Source organism: Streptomyces sp. NPDC127092, from assembly GCF_042722475.1.
Classification (GTDB): domain Bacteria; phylum Actinomycetota; class Actinomycetes; order Streptomycetales; family Streptomycetaceae; genus Streptomyces.
On the sequence record NZ_JBHXFE010000037.1, the window covers coordinates 64,037 to 81,795 of the forward strand.

Consider the following 17,759-nt stretch of genomic DNA (forward strand, 5'->3'; position numbering starts at 1 on the left):
CGGTGAGCGGGCTCAACAAGGGGGTCGGCAAGGTCGAGGTCTCGCTCAAGTGGGATCCCAGCCCGGCCGGTGCTCCCGCGCACGACCTGGACCTCGTCGCGGCCGTCTACACGGCGGACGCCCCGTACGGGCCTCCGGCCTATCTGGTGCACTTCGACAGCCGCTCGCCCGACGGCACCATCACCCTCCACCGCGACAGCCGTACGGGCCAGGGCCTCGGCTACGACGAGTCGATGACGCTGGAGCTCACCAGGCTCGCGCCGCGCTACGCGCGCGTGGTGGTGGGCGTGGCCGTACAGCAGGGCGGTGGGCGGCTCACGTTCGGCCAGGTGGCGCGGACCGGCGTCCGGGTGCGCGAGGGCTACACCGACCTGCTCGACGACGGCCTCGCGTCCGTGGCGGACGCGACGGCGGCGACGGTCGCGGAGTTCGTCCGCGAAGGCGCGTCGGACGCCTCCGAGGAGTGGGACTTCCGCCCCCTCCTCCGCGGCTTCGACATCGATCCGAGCACCTTCGGCACCGTGATGGGCGCGCGGCCCGCCTGAGCGCCGCAGCCTGCCGGGAGCGGTCGTCGGGCGCCCGGCGGCCGGTCCTTCCCTCGGCACCGCGCCCGTCCGTCAGTTCCCCGCCCAGCCGGGAACCGTCGGCAGGACCCGTTCGGCGACCCGCAGCAGCGCGGCGTCGTCCGGGATCCCCTGGTCCTCGCGCCAGATGACGAGCTCGTAGGAACCGCCGCCGTCCTCGGCGTCCCTGGCGACCACCAGGTGCCGGGCGATGCCGCCGGTGCCCGACTCGGCCTTGCCGCCGCCGAGCGGGATCTTGAGGGCGAGCGTGCGGTCCGAGTAGAGGAACGCCGCGCGCCCCTGGAACGTCGTGGGCTCCGTACCGCCGAGGAGCCGCCCGAGGCGGGCGACCGGCATCCGGTCGTACGAGAGGCTGAGCTGCACCGAGTACGTGGGGAGGCCGACCTGGCCCTCGGGCCGGGGAGCCCTGCCGCCGGTGGGATCCTCGCCGTCGTTCCCCCACGCGTTCTGCGCCTGCTCCCCCGGCGTGCCGAGCAGCGTCGGAAGGTCCGGCCGGTTGAGCGCCTGGCACAGCCGTGTGCCGTTGACGTACGTCGCTGGCAGCTTGCCGGTGGACGCCCGGCACTCGGCCGGTCCGCGCGCGGCGGCACTCTCCTGCTCGTTCTGCGCCAGGTACCAGAACCCTCCCGCCAGGACCGCCCCCAGCACGAGCGCGGCCGTCGCCTGCGCGCCGGCTCTCGGGCCCTTGGCCTCCGCCGCCACCTGCTCCGTCATGTTTCCCCCCTGCTCAGCGCGCCGTTCGCGCGCCGCAGAGCCTAACCCGCGAGGAGGAGAAGGCGCGGGCGGCTGTACGGGCGGGCGTACGGGCCGGCCCGGGGTGCGGCACGACGGAGGGTGCCGCCCCCGGCTTCCGGGAACGGCACCCTCCGTCAGGTGTCACTCAGGACGGTCAGCTGCAACCGCTGGTCGAGCCGCAGCCCTCGCAGATGTAGCAGGAGCCGGCGCGCTGCATCTTCGTGCCGCAGGAGAAGCAGAGCGGGGCGTCCGCGCTGATGCCGAGCTGCATCTCGACGAGCTCCGCGGAGGTGTGGGCCTGCTTCGGCGCCGGGACCTCGGCCTTCGCCGGGGCGGCGACGGCCTTGAGCTCCTGGGTGCGGGGCGCCGACTGGGCCAGGCCCTCGACGTCGACCTCGTCGTCGGCGGGCTCGTAGGAGCCCGTCTCCAGGTGACGCTGGCGCTCCTCGGCGGAGTGGATGCCGAGGGCGGAGCGGGTCTCGAAGGGCAGGAAGTCGAGCGCCAGGCGGCGGAAGATGTAGTCGACGATCGACTGCGCCATCCGCACGTCCGGGTCGTCCGTCATGCCGGCCGGCTCGAAGCGCATGTTGGTGAACTTCGAGACGTACGTCTCCAGCGGCACGCCGTACTGCAGGCCGACCGAGACCGCGATGGAGAAGGCGTCCATCATGCCCGCGAGGGTCGAGCCCTGCTTCGACATCTTCAGGAAGACCTCGCCGAGACCGTCGTCCGGGTAGGAGTTGGCGGTCATGTAGCCCTCGGCGCCACCGACGGTGAAGGAGGTGGTGATCCCCGGGCGGCCCTTCGGGAGGCGCTTGCGGACCGGGCGGTACTCGACGACCTTCTCGACGGCCTCGCGGATCGTCGCCTCGGTCTTCGCGGTCACCTCGGCCTTCTCGTCCTCCTTCTTCTTGGCGGAGAGCGGCTGGCCGACCTTGCAGTTGTCGCGGTAGATCGCGAGCGCCTTGACGCCCATCTTCCACGCCTCGAAGTAGATCTCCTCGACCTCCTCGACGGTCGCCGTCTCCGGCATGTTGACCGTCTTCGAGAGGGCGCCCGAGATCCAGGGCTGGATGGCGGCCATCATGCGGACGTGGCCCATCGCGGAGATGGAGCGCTCGCCCATGGCGCAGTCGAAGACCTCGTAGTGCTCGGTCTTCAGGCCGGGGGCGTCGATCACGTTGCCGTGCTCGGCGATGTGGGCGACGATCGCCTCGATCTGCTCCTCCTGGTAACCCAGGCGGCGCAGGGCCTGCGGGACGGTGCCGTTGACGATCTGCATCGAGCCGCCGCCGACCAGCTTCTTGAACTTGACCAGGGCGAGGTCGGGCTCGAGGCCGGTGGTGTCGCAGGACATCGCGAGACCGATGGTGCCGGTCGGGGCGATGACCGAGGCCTGGGAGTTGCGGAAGCCGTTCTTCTCGCCGAGGCGGATCACGTCCTGCCAGGCCTCCGTGGCGGCGGCCCAGATCGGGGTATCCAGGTCGTCCATGCGGACGGCCTTGTCGTTGGCGTCGGCGTGCTGCTTCATGACGCGCTGGTGCGGGGTGGCGTTCTTCGCGTAGCCGTCGTACGGGCCGACGACCGCGGCCAGCTCGGCGGAGCGCTTGTACGACGTACCCGTCATCAGCGAGGTGATGGCGCCGGCGAGGGCGCGGCCGCCGTCGGAGTCGTACGCGTGGCCGGTCGCCATGAGGAGGGCGCCGAGGTTGGCGTAGCCGATGCCGAGCTGGCGGAAGGCGCGGGTGTTCTCGCCGATCTTCTGGGTGGGGAAGTCGGCGAAGCAGATGGAGATGTCCATCGCGGTGATGACGAGCTCGACGACCTTGGCGAAGCGCTCGACGTCGAAGGACTGGTTGCCCTTGCCGTCGTCCTTGAGGAACTTCATCAGGTTCAGCGAGGCGAGGTTGCAGGACGTGTTGTCCAGGTGCATGTACTCGCTGCACGGGTTCGAGCCGTTGATGCGGCCGGACTCGGGGCAGGTGTGCCAGTGGTTGATCGTGTCGTCGTACTGGATGCCCGGGTCGGCGCAGGCCCACGCGGCCTCGGCCATCTTGCGGAAGAGCGCCTTGGCGTCGACCTCCTCGATGACCTCGCCGGTCATGCGGGCGCGCAGGCCGAACTTGCCGCCGGCCTCGACGGCCTTCATGAACTCGTCGTTCACACGGACGGAGTTGTTGGCGTTCTGGTACTGGACGGACGTGATGTCGTCGCCGCCCAGGTCCATGTCGAAGCCCGCGTCGCGGAGGGCGCGGATCTTCTCCTCCTCCTTGACCTTGGTCTCGATGAAGTCCTCGATGTCGGGGTGGTCGACGTCGAGGATGACCATCTTGGCGGCGCGGCGGGTGGCGCCGCCCGACTTGATCGTTCCTGCCGAGGCGTCGGCACCGCGCATGAAGGAGACCGGGCCGGAGGCGTTGCCGCCGGAGGAGAGCAGCTCCTTGGAGGAGCGGATGCGGGAGAGGTTCAGGCCGGCGCCGGAGCCGCCCTTGAAGATCATGCCCTCTTCCTTGTACCAGTCGAGGATCGACTCCATGGAGTCGTCGACGGCCAGGATGAAGCAGGCGGAGACCTGCTGGGGCTGCGGCGTGCCGACGTTGAACCACACCGGGGAGTTGAAGCTGAAGATCTGGTGCAGGAGGGCGTAGGCCAGCTCGTGCTCGAAGATCTCGGCGTCGGCGGGCGAGGCGAAGTAGCCGTAGTCCTCGCCGGCCTTCGTGTAGGTCTTCACGATCCGGTCGATCAGCTGCTTGAGACCGGTCTCGCGCTGCGGGGTGCCGACGGCCCCGCGGAAGTACTTGCTGGTGACGATGTTGACCGCGTTCACCGACCAGAAGTCGGGGAACTCGACGCCGCGCTGCTCGAAGTTGATCGAGCCGTCGCGCCAGTTGGTCATGACGACGTCACGACGCTCCCAGGTCACCTCGTCGTACGGATGCACGCCGGGGGTGGTGTGGATGCGTTCGATTCGCAGGCCCTTGCTCGCCGCCTTGGCTCCCTTGGCGCGGGAACCACGTGCCGGACCGCTCGCCGTCTCTGTCATGCCGCCTCCCATATACGGGCAAAACACCCTGGAGCGCCCGGAAAATTCCGGGGCTCCGTTTTCTGTACTGCTGTCTGTAGTGCTCTTGCCGCGAACGCCTCACGGATCGCTCGGGGCAGGTTTTGTGGGGCCGCGTGGCGGCCGGTCGCCGGACCTCCGCGGTCCGGCCCGCCGGTCTACTCGGCGGCGGTGGCGGGAACGGGGACCCCGGGGGTCGCTCCGGGCCCGCCGCCCTCAGCGGGAGGCCGCTCGCGGAGCTCCGCGATGGCGGCCTCGAAGTCTTCGAGGCTGTCGAAAGCCTTGTACACGGACGCGAAGCGCAGGTACGCGACGAGGTCGAGTTCCTGCAGCGGGCCGAGGATGGCCAGACCCACGTCGTGGGTGGTCAGCTCGGCACTCCCGGTGGCGCGCACCGCCTCCTCGACCCGCTGGCCGAGCTTGGCGAGGGCGTCCTCGGTGACGGGCCGCCCCTGGCACGCCTTGCGCACGCCGGAGATGACCTTGGTACGGCTGAAGGGTTCGGTGACCCCGGACCGCTTGACCACCATGAGCGAACACGTCTCCACGGTCGTGAAACGACGGGAGCAGTCGGGGCACTGGCGGCGGCGGCGGATCGACGTGCCGTCGTCGGTCGTACGACTGTCGACGACGCGGCTGTCGGGGTGCCTGCAGAAGGGGCAGTGCATTGGTTCCGACCCTCCCTCACGGCACGACTGAATAGCCCCGCCCGGCCGTTGAGGGCCCTGCGAAGCGACCACCAGCATAGGCGATCCGAGCTGCCCCGGCCGACCGGGGACCACTACTTGTGGGTGGCTGATGCCATACAACCACTAGATCTTGGGTTGGTCGGCATTTCGGGCACCACGCGCGTGTCGCACGTCCGGCGGGTCCGCGAGGCGTCCGCGACCGGCCACGAGGGTACGGGAAGGGCGCGGCGGCGCGGATCCCGGGGTGGCCGGTGCCAGACTGGGAGGGCACCCTCGGCGACCCGTCCGCCCGCCGGCGGTCCAGCGGGCCGGGCCCCGGTACGCCCCGGCCGGTCCGGCGGTGAACGTTACCGTAATGACCGATTTGAGAAGGAACCCGGGGTCCGCATATACACCCGCTCGCACGTACACGTAAGGCGAACTGCGAATTTTCACTCGAACGTGTGTTTGGCGCAACCTTTCGAAAGCCACTACCGTTGTGCCAGCCAGGGAGACCATTCGAGAGGGGCCGACGACGTGACCACCACCGCAGACAGTGCCACCATCACTGCCCAGGGCCGCGCCCAGGGCCGACTCGAGCCGGTGCATGCCATGAATGACGCCGCCATGAGCGGGGAGGAGCCAGGCCGGCCCGCGCGCTCGCTTCCCGGACGACCTCCAGGCATCCGGGCCGACAGCTCCGGCCTCACCGACCGCCAGCGGCGCGTCATCGAGGTCATCCGCGACTCCGTGCAGCGCCGAGGCTACCCGCCGTCGATGCGCGAGATCGGCCAGGCGGTGGGCCTCTCCAGCACCTCCTCCGTGGCACACCAGCTCATGGCCCTCGAGCGCAAGGGCTTCCTGCGCCGCGACCCGCACCGGCCCCGGGCGTACGAGGTCCGCGGCTCGGACCAGCCCAGCACCCAGCCGACCGACACCACCGGCAAGCCCGCCGCCTCCTACGTCCCCCTGGTCGGCCGGATCGCGGCAGGTGGCCCCATCCTGGCCGAGGAGTCCGTCGAGGACGTCTTCCCGCTGCCCCGGCAGCTCGTGGGCGACGGCGAGCTGTTCGTCCTGAAGGTGGTCGGCGACTCCATGATCGAGGCCGCGATCTGCGACGGCGACTGGGTCACGGTGCGCCGCCAGCCCGTCGCCGAGAACGGTGACATCGTGGCCGCCATGCTCGACGGCGAGGCCACCGTGAAGCGCTTCAAGCGCGAGGACGGCCACGTCTGGCTGCTCCCCCACAACTCGGCGTACCAGCCGATCCCCGGTGACGAGGCCACCATCCTCGGCAAGGTCGTCGCCGTGCTGCGACGGGTGTGACCCCACCTCGTCGGCCCTGAACCGGGCCCCGGGACCCACTGCGCCGGTCCCGGGGCCCTGCTTTGTGCCCGGCCCCGGACCGCCCTTCTCCCGACGCCTCCGCCTCTCTCCCCTACGCCTCCGCGGCCTTGGCCGCCGCGTCGATGGCCGCCAGCGACTTCCGCACCTGGTTGCGGTCCGTCGTGAACCAGAAGTCCGGCAGCGAGGCCTTCAGATAGCTGCCGTACCGGGCCGTCGCGAGACGCGGATCCAGCACCGCGACCACACCCCGGTCCCCCGTCGCCCGTACGAGACGGCCGGCGCCCTGCGCCATCAGCAGCGCCGCGTGGGTCGCCGCCACCGCCATGAAGCCATTGCCCCCGGCGTCCTCGACGGCCTTCTGGCGCGCGCTCATCAGCGGGTCGTCCGGGCGCGGGAACGGGATCTTGTCCATGACGACCAGCTGGCAGCTCGGCCCGGGAACGTCCACGCCCTGCCAGAGCGAGAGCGTGCCGAACAGACAGGTCTTCGGGTCGGCGGCGAAGTTCTTGATCAGCTCGCCGAGGGTGTCCTCGCCCTGGAGCAGGATCGGCAGCTCGGGAATCCTCGTGCGCAGCTCCTCGGCCGCCTGCTGGGCCGCGCGCATCGAGGAGAACAGGCCCAGCGTCCGTCCGCCGGCGGCCTGCATCAGCTCGGTCAGCTCGTCCAGCATGTCCCCGCGCTCACCGTCCCGCGCGGGCCGGTTCAGGTGCTTGGCGACGTAGAGGATGCCCTGCTTCGGATAGTCGAAGGGCGAACCGACGTCGATGCCCTTCCAGACCGGCAGGTCCTCGCCCTGCGTGCCCTCGGGGGCCAGGCCCAGCGAGGCCCCCACACCGTTGAAGTCTCCGCCGAGCTTGAGGGTGGCCGAGGTCAGCACCACCGAACGGTCCGCGAACAGCTTCTCCCGCAGCAGGCCCGAGACGCTCAGCGGCGCGACCCGCAGCGAGGCACCGAAGCGGTCGTGCCTCTCGTACCAGACGACGTCCCACTCCGAGCCCTGCGTGATCCGCTCCGCGACGCCGTGGACGGTCTCCACGGAGGCGAGTGCCTGCTTGCGGACGGCGTCCTCGTCCTGCACCGAGCGGTCGCGGGTGTTGCCGAGGGACGTGATCACCGCGCGGGAGGCGTCGCGCAGCGCCATCAGCGCGTAGCCGAGGTCCTCGGGGATCTCCTCCAGGCGGCCCGGCAGCGCCAGCTCCATCAGCTTCTCGAAGCCCTCGGCGGCGGTCTGCAGCTGGTCGGCCACCTTCTCGTCGACCAGCTTCGCCGCCCGGCGCACCGCCCGGTTCACCTGGCCCGGCGTGAGCTCGCCGGTGGCGACCCCGGTCACCCGGGAGACCAGCTCGTGGGCCTCGTCGACGATCAGCACCTCGTGCTGCGGCAGCACCGGCGCGCCCTCGATCGCGTCGATGGCGAGCAGCGCGTGGTTGGTGACGACGACCTCGGCCAGCTTGGCCCGCTCACGGGCCGCCTCGGCGAAGCACTCCGCCCCGTACGCGCACTTGCTCGCGCCCAGGCATTCGCGCGAGGAGACCGAGACCTGGGCCCAGGCCCGGTCGGACACGCCGGGCGTGAGGTCGTCGCGGTCACCGGTCTCGGTCTCGTCGGACCAGTCGCGCAGCCGCAGCAGGTCCTGGCCGAGCTTGCTGGTGGGGGCCGCCGCCTCGAAGGGGTCGAAAAGGCCCTCCTCCTCGTCCTGCGGCACGCCCTCGTGGAGACGGTGCAGACACAGATAGTTCGACCGGCCCTTGAGCATGGCGAACTCGGGGCGGCGCCGCAGCTGCGGGTGCAGCGCGTCGACCGTCCGCGGCAGGTCGCGCTCGACGAGCTGGCGCTGCAGGGCCAGCGTCGCCGTCGCGACCACCACCCGCTCGCCCTGCGCGAGGGCCGGCACGAGATAGCCGAGGGACTTACCGGTGCCGGTGCCGGCCTGGACGAGGAGGTGGGAACCGTCGTCGATGGCCTCGGCCACGGCCTCGGCCATGGTGACCTGGCCGGGGCGCTCCACACCGCCGACGGCGGTCACGGCGGCGTGGAGGAGATCGGGGAGGGATGGCTTCGTCATAGCCCTTCCACCCTACGGGGCACCACCGACAGCCTGTCCCGTCCCGGCGGTCACGCGAGCGGGTTCGGGACGGTGCCGTGGACGGCGGCGTGGGGCCGCTCGGGGCGGTCACGGTAGCCGTCGAGGTGGAGGCGGTTGCGGTTGAGACAGAGCCGCTCGATCCGCGGCACCAGGAGATCGAACAGCTCGAACCGTTCCTTCAGCTCCGGGAAGCGGGCCTGGTGGCGCAGGATCTCGGCGCGCACGAGCGTCCAGAACTCCTCCTCCGGCACGCCCAGTTGCTCCTCGCACAGCGGCGCCAGGTAGCGGAAGACGCCCACGAAAAGGCCCGAATGGATGAACTGGGTGAGGAAGTCGGGCTCCTCCGTGAGGAGCACGGCGCGGACGTCGTCCGGCATCGTGTCGTGTTCCGGAAGCGGCACGGCGCTGACGTTCACGTCGTCGACGAAGTCCTTGATCGCCAGCCGGACGGGCACGTCCTGCTCGTCGTAGACGACGATGGCGTTCTCGCCGTGCGGGGAGAAGACCGTGCCGTACTGGTAGAGGAAGTGCAGCAGCGGCGGCAGCAGGGCGGCGAAGAGGCGCTGGAGCCAGGCCCGGGGCGCGAGGCCCGAGCGGTCGACGAGCTCGGCGACGAAGGCCCGGCCCTCGGGGTCGGTGTGCAGCAGCGAGGCGAGGGTGCGGGCGCGCTCGCCCGGCGGCAGCCGCAGCGGTTCGCGCCAGATCGCGCCGAGGAGTTCCTTGTACTGGTACGGCACCTCCGGCAGCCGGTCGTAGAGCGGGTGCTCCACGGTGACGGAGGCGACCTCGCCGAGCAGGATCACGCCGCATTCCTGGCGCAGGAAGGGGTCGGCGTCGCGCAGGCCGTGGACCCAGGCGGTGACGGCGGGGGCGGCGAGGGTCCGCTCGGTGGGCAGACCGCGCCAGACGAGGGTGTTCAGGACGGAGAGCGGCAGCTTGACGGTGTGCCGGTCGGGCCGGGTGGTGTTGAGGAAGGTACGGACGGACTGCTGCGGCAGCCGGAGGTCGCCGTCGGCGGGCAGCGGGACCACGGCCCCGGAGGCGATCGCCGGGGCGAAGAGCGGGAGCAGGACCTCGTCCCACTGCCAGGGGTGTACGGGCAGCAGGAGGTAGCCGTCCGGGTCGAGGCCGCGGGCGCGCAGCGCGGTGCGGAAGCCCTCGCGGACCTCGGGGTCGAGCTCCCGGTCGTAGAGCAGGTCGGGGGTGTCGAGGCCGGGGACTCCGCGGTAGGCGGCCATGCGGCTGCTGACGGCGATCCACGGCAGCCGGGCGGGGCGGCGGGCCTCGGGGGCCCAGCGGGCCGCGTCGGGGGCGGAGAAACCGATCCGGCCCTTGTTGACGACGATCCAGGGGTGGCCGGTCTGGTGGCCTTCGAGCTCCGCGTAGCCGAGGTCGGCGAGCTGGGCGGCGGGCAGGGCGGTGTGGTCGAGCCGGGCGTCGGCGGCGAGCGTGGTGGTGAGCTCGCGGACGAGGTGGCCGAGGGTCGCGCCGTCGAGACGGAGGAGCCGGCGGCCGCGGACGAGGAAGTCGAGGGGGTCGGTCGCGGGTGCGCCGTCGAGGGTGAGGGAGCCGGGATCGACCCGCCAGCCGCCGTAGGCGCCGCGCCGGGCGGTGAAGGCGAGGGTGGCTCCGTCGTCGAGGGTGAGGGTGTGGCGGCCGGGGCCGTCGGCCGGCCGCGGTTCGACGATCTCCTCGTACGCGAACTCGGCGACGGCCTTGGCGAGGAGGCGGGCGCCGGCCCTGGTCCAGGCCTCCGGATTGAGCTCCGGAGGGCTGTGCAGGGCCGGCGGGACGGGCGGCGCGGACGGTGCGGGTCGTGCGGAGTCGTGGGGTGCAGGGGACGTCGACACGAGGACTCCTCGGAGTGGGAACCGCTGTGGGTCGAGCGGTGTATGTAAGTCAGAGGGGTGTTCAGAGGACGTGACGCAGGGCCCGGTCGCGGACCATGAGCGCGGCTCGTTTGTCGGGGAGGTCGACTTCCGCGGAGAGGCGGAAGCCGGCGCCGAGGAAGGCTGCTACGGAGGGGGTGTTGCGCAGGTCGGGTTCGGCGAGGACGCGGGTGCAGCGGGGCCGGTGGTCGAGGACGAGGTCGGCGGCGGCCCGGATCAGGGCGGTGCCGACGCCGCGGCCGCGGTCGGCGACGCCGCCGATGAGGAGGTGGATGCCGGTGTCGTGAGGGCGCGCGGGGTAGTGACGGGCGAGCGGGTCGAGATCGGCGCGGTAGATCTCGAAGTAGCTCATGGGCGTGGAGTCGAGCACGCCGAGGCAGGGCACGCTGCGGCCGTCGCCGTCGAGTTGGGCGCGGAGGTGCTCGGCGGTGACGCTCTCGGGGCCCTGGAGCTCCCAGAAGGCCGCCACGGCGGGGTCGTTCATCCAGCGCGTCAGCAGCGGCAGGTCGCGGTCGAGCCGGACCGGGACGAGACGGAAGCGGCCGACCGGGGTGACGGCCGGCTGCCAGCCGGCCAGGTCGTCGAGGAGGTCGCCCTCGGCGCTCTGGCTCTGTTCGTCCGCGGAGAGCAGAGCGACGAGTTCCCCGGGCAGGTGCAGGTCGAGGGTGTCGTCGGGGCTCCGGTCGGCGCCGGGCGGGGTCGTGCTGCCGGGGCGCGCTTCGGTGGGAGGCACGGGGCGCTCTCCTCTCGGCGGTCGGTGGTCGGTGGTCGGACGGGACGGGGTCGGCCGGGGTGGTTCCCGGCGGTGGATCAGGATCGGAGGGGGTTGATGACGGTGACGTAGACGGACTGGGTGTCGACGGGGCCGACGAGCTCGTCGAGGCCGTGCAGCCGGGTGAGGAGGTTGGCCTTGCAGCGCAGGGTCGCGGCTTCCAGGAGCCGGTGCGGCAGCGGGGAGCCGAGGCCGGTCGCGCCGGTGAGGAAGCGGCGCAGGGCGGCGAGCAGGACGCGCTCGTCGGCGAGGTGCTGGGAGCCGAAGGCTCCGATGAGGCCGAGGACGTTGTTGATGCCGAGGTAGTAGGCGAAGCGCTCGTCGGTGACCTGGTCGGAGACGAAGGTGTCGCTGGCGCGGCCGATTCCGGGGAGGCGGCTCTCCAGCTCGTCGCGGCGGGACTCGCGGAAGTAGTAGCCCTGGTTGTCGCGGTAGCGGCCGCCGACGGGCCAGCCCTCGGCGTCGAGCAGGACCAGGGTGTTCTGCTGGTGGGCCTCCAGGGCGACGCCGGCGTGGCCGTCGAGCCACAGCACCGGGCGGACCACGAGGTCGAGGTAGCGCAGGAACCACTCGGTGGCGACGGCGGTGGTGGGGCGGCCGGTGCGGGCGGCGAGACGGAGGACGAGTTCGGCCAGGCGCGAGCGCATCCGGGCGGAGCCGGGCCAGGGGCGCGGGGCGGTGAGCGCGGCCAGGCAGACGGCGTCGTCCCCGGCGGTGAAGGGGTTGTGCCGGATCATGACGTCGAGTCCGGGGACGGGCAGGCCGTCGGGGGTGTCGACGGCGAGCCAGGCCGGGTCGCGGACGATGTCGAAGCTCGGGTGGGCGGCCTGCCACTGGTCGACGAGGCCGGTGCGCAGCAGGCGGTGCACCTCGACGCCGCGGTGGAGTTCCTTGCGCAGGTTCTCGCGGCGGGAGTTGGTGATCCGGACGCCGAGGGAGAGCTTGAGCATGGCGCGGGCGCCGGGACGGTGCACGGTGCGGACGGAGGAGGTGGGGTGCCAGCGGCTGCCGTGGGGGCCGAGGTCGTGGAGGAGTCCGGCGTCGAGGAGGGCGGCGACGGCGGGGCGGTGCCGGAGTTCGCGGGCCTGCCAGGGGTGGAGCGGCAGGGCGGCGGTGCCGGCGGGGAGTTCGAGGCCGTCGGCGAGGCCGGCGGTGAGCTGGGCGGCGGCGACCGGGCGGCCCTGTTCGGTCCAGGCGGAGTCGGTGGCGAGGACGGTGTGGTCGACGGCCATCCAGTGGAGAGGGAAGGAGCCGTGCAGTTCGGGCGAGTAGAGCCGGGCCTCGGCCTCGGAGAGTCCTTCGCGGCTCTTGGGCGTGGGGTGGAGCGGATGGCCGAGGAGCAGGGACTGCTCGGCGGTGAGGAAGAGGTCGGCCTCGGGGGCGGGCCGTGGGTCGCGGCGGCGCTCGGCGATGAAGTCGGCGGTGCGGCGGGCCGAGTCGGCGACCCGGCCGACGAGTTCGGTGGCCTCGGAGCGGCCGGTCTCGCGGCTGAGCAGGGCGGCAAGGGTGACGGCGTCGACGGCCGGGGCGGTGGCGGGGAGGCCTTCGAGGGCGGGGGCTCCGAAGCGGTGCCAGCCGGTGGGCGACCAGTGGCGGACGGGGACGAGGAGGGCGGTGCCGCTGGCGTCGAGCGGGATGCGCAGGGTCGTGGCAGTGCCCGGCGCGGCCGGCTCGGGTGCGGGGAGGTTCTTCTCCCGTACCCAGCAGCGCAGCAGGTTCTCGACGGCGGCGCTGTCGGCGGCCCGCGCGGGGTCGGGGTCGTCCAGCGGGTCGGGGCCGGGCGCGGCGGCGGGGCCGGGCGCGGTGGGGCCGGGCGCGGCGGCGGGGCTAGGCGCCGCGGGACCGGGCGCGGCGACCGGCTGCGGGCCGGCGGAGGGTGCGGCGTGGGCTGAGGCCTGGGCTGAGACCTGGGCTGAGGCCTGGGGCTGGGCGTGGGGGCCGGCGTGGGGGCCGGGGTACTGGCGGGGCACGGTGGGTTCGGCGGTCGACGGGCCGTCGGCCGTGGCGGCGGCGGTCGGAGGGCCGTCGACGGCGGCGAGGACGGTGGCCGTGGCGGCGGCGGTTCCGGTCGTCTCGGCGGAGGCGGGGGTGGGGTTCACGGAGGCTTCCTTGGGAGGGGGGAAGGGGCCGGGCGGGGTCGGTCCGGGTTCAGCGGGACGGCCCGGACGGGCGGGTCCGGTGGGCCCGTTCGGCCGCGGCCAGGGCGTCGGCGAAGCGGTCGAGGACGGCGGCCGCCTGCTCGTCGGTGAGGGTGAGCGGGGGAAGCAGCCGGACGACGGCGTTGTGCCGGCCGCCCAGCTCGACGATGAGGCCGCGGTCCAGGCACTGGCGCTGGACCTCGCCCGCGAGCTCGGGGTCGGGCGGCGGGGCGAGGTCGCCGGGGCCGGTGCTCCCGGCTTCCGGGTCGACGAGTTCGACGCCGAGCATCAGTCCGCGGCCGCGGACGTCGCCGATGCAGGGGTGCGTGGCGGCGAGGCCCTGGAGCTGTCCGAGCATGCGGGCGCCGAGGGTGCCGGCGCGTTCGGCCAGCCCGTTCTCCCGTACGTACGCGAGGGTGGCGGCGCCCGCTGCCATGGCGAGCTGGTTGCCGCGGAAGGTTCCGGCGTGGGCGCCGGGTTCCCAGGCGTCGAGCTCGGAGCGGTAGACGACGACGGCGAGCGGGAGAGAGCCCCCGATGGCCTTGGACAGCACCATCACGTCGGGGACGATCCCGCTGTGGTCGACCGCCCAGAAGGCGCCGGTGCGGCCGACGCCGGTCTGGATCTCGTCGGCGATCAGCGGGATGGAGCGGGCCTCGGTGAGTTCCCGCATGCGGCGCAGCCAGCTGTCCGGGGCGGGGATGACACCGCCCTCGCCCTGGACGGGTTCGAGGATCATGCCGGCGGGTGCGGGGACGCCGCTCTTGGGGTCGTCGAGCACGGTCTCGGTCCAGCGGGCGGCCAGTTCGGCGCCGCGCTCCCCGCCGACGCCGAAGGGGCAGCGGTAGTTCCGCGGGTAGGGCAGCCGGGCGACGCGGACGTCGTCGGCGCCGCCGGAGACGTCGAGGGCGCCGGTGGTCATGCCGTGGTAGGCGCCGCTGAAGGCGAGGACGCCGCGCCGGCCGGTGGCGGTGCGGACGAGTTTGAGGGCGGCCTCGACGGCGTCGGTGCCGGCGGGTCCGCAGAACTGGATGCGGGCGTCGGCGGCGAGCTTCGCGGGCAGGGTGGCGAACAGCTCGGTGACGAAGGCGTCCTTGACGGGGGTGGCGAGGTCCAGGACGTGCAGCGGGGCGCCCGAGTCGAGGACCTTGCGGACGGCTTCCAGGACGACCGGGTGGTTGTGCCCGAGCGCGAGGGTGCCCGCGCCGGAGAGGCAGTCGAGGTAACGGCGGCCGTCGGCGCCCTCGATGGTGAGGCCCCTGGCCCGCACGGGGACGATCGGCAGCGAGCGCGCGTAGGTGCGCGCGGCGGATTCGCGCTGCGCCTGGCGGCGCAGGATGCCCTCGTGGGCACCTCCCTCTCCGGTCGCGCGGGCGTCCTCACGGACCCGTGCGCCCGGTGGTACGGCCGGAGCTGGTTCGGTCACGGCCACGGCTCGTCGTCCTCCCGCTGTAACGGTTGCGTTGCACATCGGTACGTTGCAGGGCCGCCCGGAGGGGCGTCCTGAAAGCTGCCGCTGCGTCCCCCGTACGTACCAACGACGGGGCCTGCCGGGGATCACGGGCGGGAGCCAAGTTCCTTGGCGTGTCCCGGATCACGGCACGGCAACGGCTGGTCGGGGGCCGGAACCGCGGACCTGCGTCGTACCGTCCCCTCCGGCACCGGCATAGTGGGGGCTTCATGTGACGTGGGTGTCCACGTCACTGCTGTTCACTGATGCACAAGTTGACGTAGTCCCAGGGGGATCACGAGATGCGATCGATTCGTCCGCTGCTGGCCGCAGCGTCCGCCGTCGCGGCGCTGACGCTGACGGCGACTGCCTGCGGTCCGACCGAGGACAACGCGGGGGGTGACAAGCCCAGCGCCGCGACGCCGTCGACCGGCGACAAGATCACGATTCCGGACGACCTGAAGGACCGTCTGAAGGAGCACGGGATCGACGTCGACAAGTGGCGGAACGGCGAGTGGAAGAACTGGGACCGGGACAAGTGGCTGCGTGAGGCGAAGGACTTCGTCAACCCGATCATCGAGGACCTCTGGGACCCGGACCGGATGCGGGACGCCGAGCGTCCCGACAAGCCGGTCGAGGAGGAGGACATCTCCGGTGACAAGGGCGTGACCGACCCGACGCCGGCCGCGGTGGCCGCGAAGGCCGTGCAGCCGCCGTACCACTCGACCTCGCCGGCGTCCGGCAAGGTCTTCTTCGACGGTCCCGAGGGCTCGATGGTCTGCTCGGCGACGGTCGTGCAGGACCCCGCGCACCCGGGCAAGTCCAACATGGTCTGGACGGCCGGGCACTGCGTCCACGCGGGCAAGAAGGGCGGCTGGTACCGCAACATCGCCTTCGTGCCGTCCTACAACGACAAGGGCCGGCCGACCGCCGCTCTGGAGAACGCGACCCGCGAGGAGATCGCTCCGTACGGCGTGTGGTGGAGCGACTGGGCGCAGACCTCGCAGCAGTGGATCGACCAGGGCGGTCAGACGGGCGGCAAGGGTGCCCCGTACGACTTCGCGGTGCTGCACGTGACGCCGGAGAAGGGCTCCACCGGCAAGTCGCTGGAGGAGACGGTCGGTTCGGCGCTCCCGGTCGAGTTCAACGCCCCGGCGGTGCCGAAGATCGCGAGCATGACGGCGACCGGTTACCCGGCGGGCAAGCCGTTCGACGGCCAGAAGATGTTCCAGTGCACGGACAAGCCGGGCCGTCTCTCGGTGAAGGCCGAGCAGCCGACGATGTACCGGATCGGCTGCACCATGACCGGCGGTTCGTCGGGCGGCGGCTGGGTGGCCACCGGCCAGGACGGCAAGCCGGCGCTGGTGTCCAACACCTCGATCGGCCCGGTGACGGCGGGCTGGCTGGCCGGTCCCCGGCTCGGCGCCGAGGCGAAGTCCCTCTACGAGGGCGTGAGCAAGAAGTACGCGAACCAGTAGTTCGCGAACCAGAAGCAGGCGAATCGACAGTTCGCTTCGGCGGTTCGGGCGGGACCCGTGCGGTCCCGCCCGAACGGGCCGTGCATACTGTGCACTTGCAAGTGACGCGTCCATGGCAAGGCCATCGGTGGCGGCCATCGCCGGCCGTCCGTCCGGAGGACGTGCGAACACCCCAGGGGGACACCACTTCATGCGTTCCATACGACTCCTGCCCGCCGTGTCCGGCGTGGCGGCGGCGCTCGCTCTCGCGCTGACCGCGACCGCCTGCGGCCCCACGGAGGACCAGTCGGCGGACAAGCCCGCCGGCACCACCGCCAGCGCCACCGCGAGCCCCGCCGACGGCGGCTCCGGCACCGACGTCTCCGACCTGTCGAAGGGCTTCGCCGACAAGCTGAAGAAGCACGGCGTCGACGTCGACAAGTGGAAGAACGGCGAGTGGAAGAACTGGGACCAGGCGACCTGGCTCCGTGAGGCCGAGGACTTCGTCAACCCGGTGATCGACGGTCTCTGGGACACCGAGCGGATGCAGTCCGCGAAGAGCCCCGACCAGACCATCGCGACGCAGGCGACCAGCGGGGGCAGCGACCCCACGCCGCGGCCGGTGACCGCGCAGCGCGAGAAGACCCCGTACCACCGCAACGCGGCTCCGGTCGGCAAGATCTTCTTCGACGCGCCCGAGGGCCACATGGCCTGCTCCGGCACGATCGTGAAGGACCCGCGTCACCCCGGGAAGTCCAACCTGGTGTGGACCGCAGGGCACTGCGTGCACGCGGGCAAGCGCGGCGGCTGGTACCGCAACATCATGTTCGCGCCCGCCTTCAACGACAAGGGCAAGACGCCCGGTGCCCTGCGCAACGCGCAGCCGCACGAGGTCTACCCCTACGGCCAGTACTGGGCCGACTGGGCCGTGACCTCCGGCGAGTGGATCCAGGGCGGCGGCACCAACCAGGCCTGGCCGTACGACTACGCCGTGCTGCACGTCCAGCCGCAGAAGGGCCGCAAGTCCCTGGAGGAGACGGTGGGCGTGGCCCTGCCGGTCGACTTCTCCGCCCCGCAGCCGGCGCAGGCCGGCACGGTCGGCGCCTGGGGCTACCCGGGAGCCGCGCCGTACAACGGCGTGATCATGCACAAGTGCCTGGACCGCGCGACCCGGCTCAGCACCGCCCCGGCGACTCCGGTCATGTACCGGATCGGCTGCACGATGACCGCCGGTTCGTCGGGCGGCGGCTGGTTCCGCGTGCTGCCGAACGGCAAGACGGCGCTGGTGTCGAACACCTCGATCGGCCCGGCCGGCAGCAACGGCTGGCTGGCCGGACCGCAGCTGGGCAGGGGCGCGAAGGCGGCCCACGAGATGATCAGCAAGAAGTTCGCCTGACCTGGGCGTAGAAACGACGAAGGCGCCGGCCGTCCCCCCCACCGGAGGCGACCGGCGGCCTCATTCCCAGGATTCGCCCCACAAGTCGTCACCCGCAAGACGCCCCCCGAAGGAGGTCGCCCCGGGACGTCGCCTTAAAGACATCGCCTGGGGACGTCGCCTTGAAGACATCGCCC

Annotated in this window: 12 protein-coding genes; 4 read left to right on the plus strand and 8 right to left on the minus strand. The window is 72.2% G+C overall.

Annotated features, from left to right (window positions below):
- Positions 1–2: 2 nt before the first annotated feature.
- On the plus strand, positions 3–545 hold the full coding sequence (locus ACFWJO_RS27210; RefSeq protein ID WP_386869194.1) for a TerD family protein: 543 nt from the start codon (positions 3–5) through the stop codon (positions 543–545).
- Positions 546–617: 72 nt separating this feature from the next.
- On the opposite strand, the gene ACFWJO_RS27215 is transcribed toward ACFWJO_RS27210, so the two are convergent.
- The 3 genes from ACFWJO_RS27215 to nrdR all read right to left on the minus strand — a co-directional run bounded on the left by ACFWJO_RS27215 (position 618) and on the right by nrdR (position 5,048).
- On the minus strand, positions 618–1,298 hold the full coding sequence (locus ACFWJO_RS27215; RefSeq protein ID WP_386869196.1) for a DUF6215 domain-containing protein: 681 nt from the start codon (positions 1,296–1,298) through the stop codon (positions 618–620).
- Between the two features lie 175 nt (positions 1,299–1,473).
- Positions 1,474–4,362, minus strand: coding sequence for a vitamin B12-dependent ribonucleotide reductase (locus ACFWJO_RS27220; RefSeq protein ID WP_386869198.1), 2,889 nt, complete (start codon positions 4,360–4,362; stop codon positions 1,474–1,476).
- Positions 4,363–4,538: 176 nt separating this feature from the next.
- Positions 4,539–5,048, minus strand: a complete 510-nt coding sequence (nrdR, locus tag ACFWJO_RS27225; protein WP_384415230.1) for a transcriptional regulator NrdR — start codon at positions 5,046–5,048, stop codon at positions 4,539–4,541.
- A gap of 537 nt (positions 5,049–5,585) precedes the next feature.
- On the opposite strand from nrdR, the gene lexA reads away from it, so the two are divergent.
- Complete coding sequence (gene lexA / locus ACFWJO_RS27230; RefSeq protein ID WP_384415233.1) at positions 5,586–6,374, plus strand: transcriptional repressor LexA; 789 nt, start codon at positions 5,586–5,588, stop codon at positions 6,372–6,374.
- A 112-nt stretch (positions 6,375–6,486) separates the two neighbouring features.
- On the opposite strand, the gene ACFWJO_RS27235 is transcribed toward lexA, so the two are convergent.
- From ACFWJO_RS27235 to ACFWJO_RS27255, 5 genes are all read right to left on the minus strand, one after another.
- Positions 6,487–8,460, minus strand: a complete 1,974-nt coding sequence (locus ACFWJO_RS27235) for an ATP-dependent DNA helicase (protein WP_386869201.1) — start codon at positions 8,458–8,460, stop codon at positions 6,487–6,489.
- Positions 8,461–8,510: 50 nt separating this feature from the next.
- Positions 8,511–10,331 carry an IucA/IucC family protein gene (locus tag ACFWJO_RS27240; RefSeq protein WP_386869203.1) on the minus strand — a complete coding sequence of 607 codons (1,821 nt, stop codon included), beginning with the start codon at positions 10,329–10,331 and terminating at the stop codon, positions 8,511–8,513.
- 61 nt (positions 10,332–10,392) lie between these two features.
- Positions 10,393–11,103: a GNAT family N-acetyltransferase gene (locus ACFWJO_RS27245; RefSeq protein ID WP_386869205.1), complete on the minus strand. Its 711-nt coding sequence runs from the start codon at positions 11,101–11,103 to the stop codon at positions 10,393–10,395.
- Between the two features lie 77 nt (positions 11,104–11,180).
- Entirely contained in the window at positions 11,181–13,241 is a 2,061-nt protein-coding gene (locus ACFWJO_RS27250) for an IucA/IucC family protein (RefSeq protein WP_386869207.1), read from the minus strand.
- 49 nt (positions 13,242–13,290) lie between these two features.
- Positions 13,291–14,712, minus strand: a complete 1,422-nt coding sequence (locus ACFWJO_RS27255; RefSeq protein WP_386869209.1) for a diaminobutyrate--2-oxoglutarate transaminase family protein — start codon at positions 14,710–14,712, stop codon at positions 13,291–13,293.
- A gap of 320 nt (positions 14,713–15,032) precedes the next feature.
- Between ACFWJO_RS27255 and ACFWJO_RS27260 the strand changes: the two genes are divergently transcribed.
- Both ACFWJO_RS27260 and ACFWJO_RS27265 read left to right on the plus strand, forming a co-directional pair.
- Positions 15,033–16,208, plus strand: coding sequence for a trypsin-like serine peptidase (locus tag ACFWJO_RS27260; RefSeq protein WP_386869211.1), 1,176 nt, complete (start codon positions 15,033–15,035; stop codon positions 16,206–16,208).
- Between the two features lie 190 nt (positions 16,209–16,398).
- The gene (locus ACFWJO_RS27265) at positions 16,399–17,583 is read left to right on the plus strand and encodes a trypsin-like serine peptidase (protein WP_386869213.1); all 1,185 of its coding nucleotides are present in this window, start codon (positions 16,399–16,401) and stop codon (positions 17,581–17,583) included.
- The last annotated feature ends 176 nt before the right edge of the window (positions 17,584–17,759 follow it).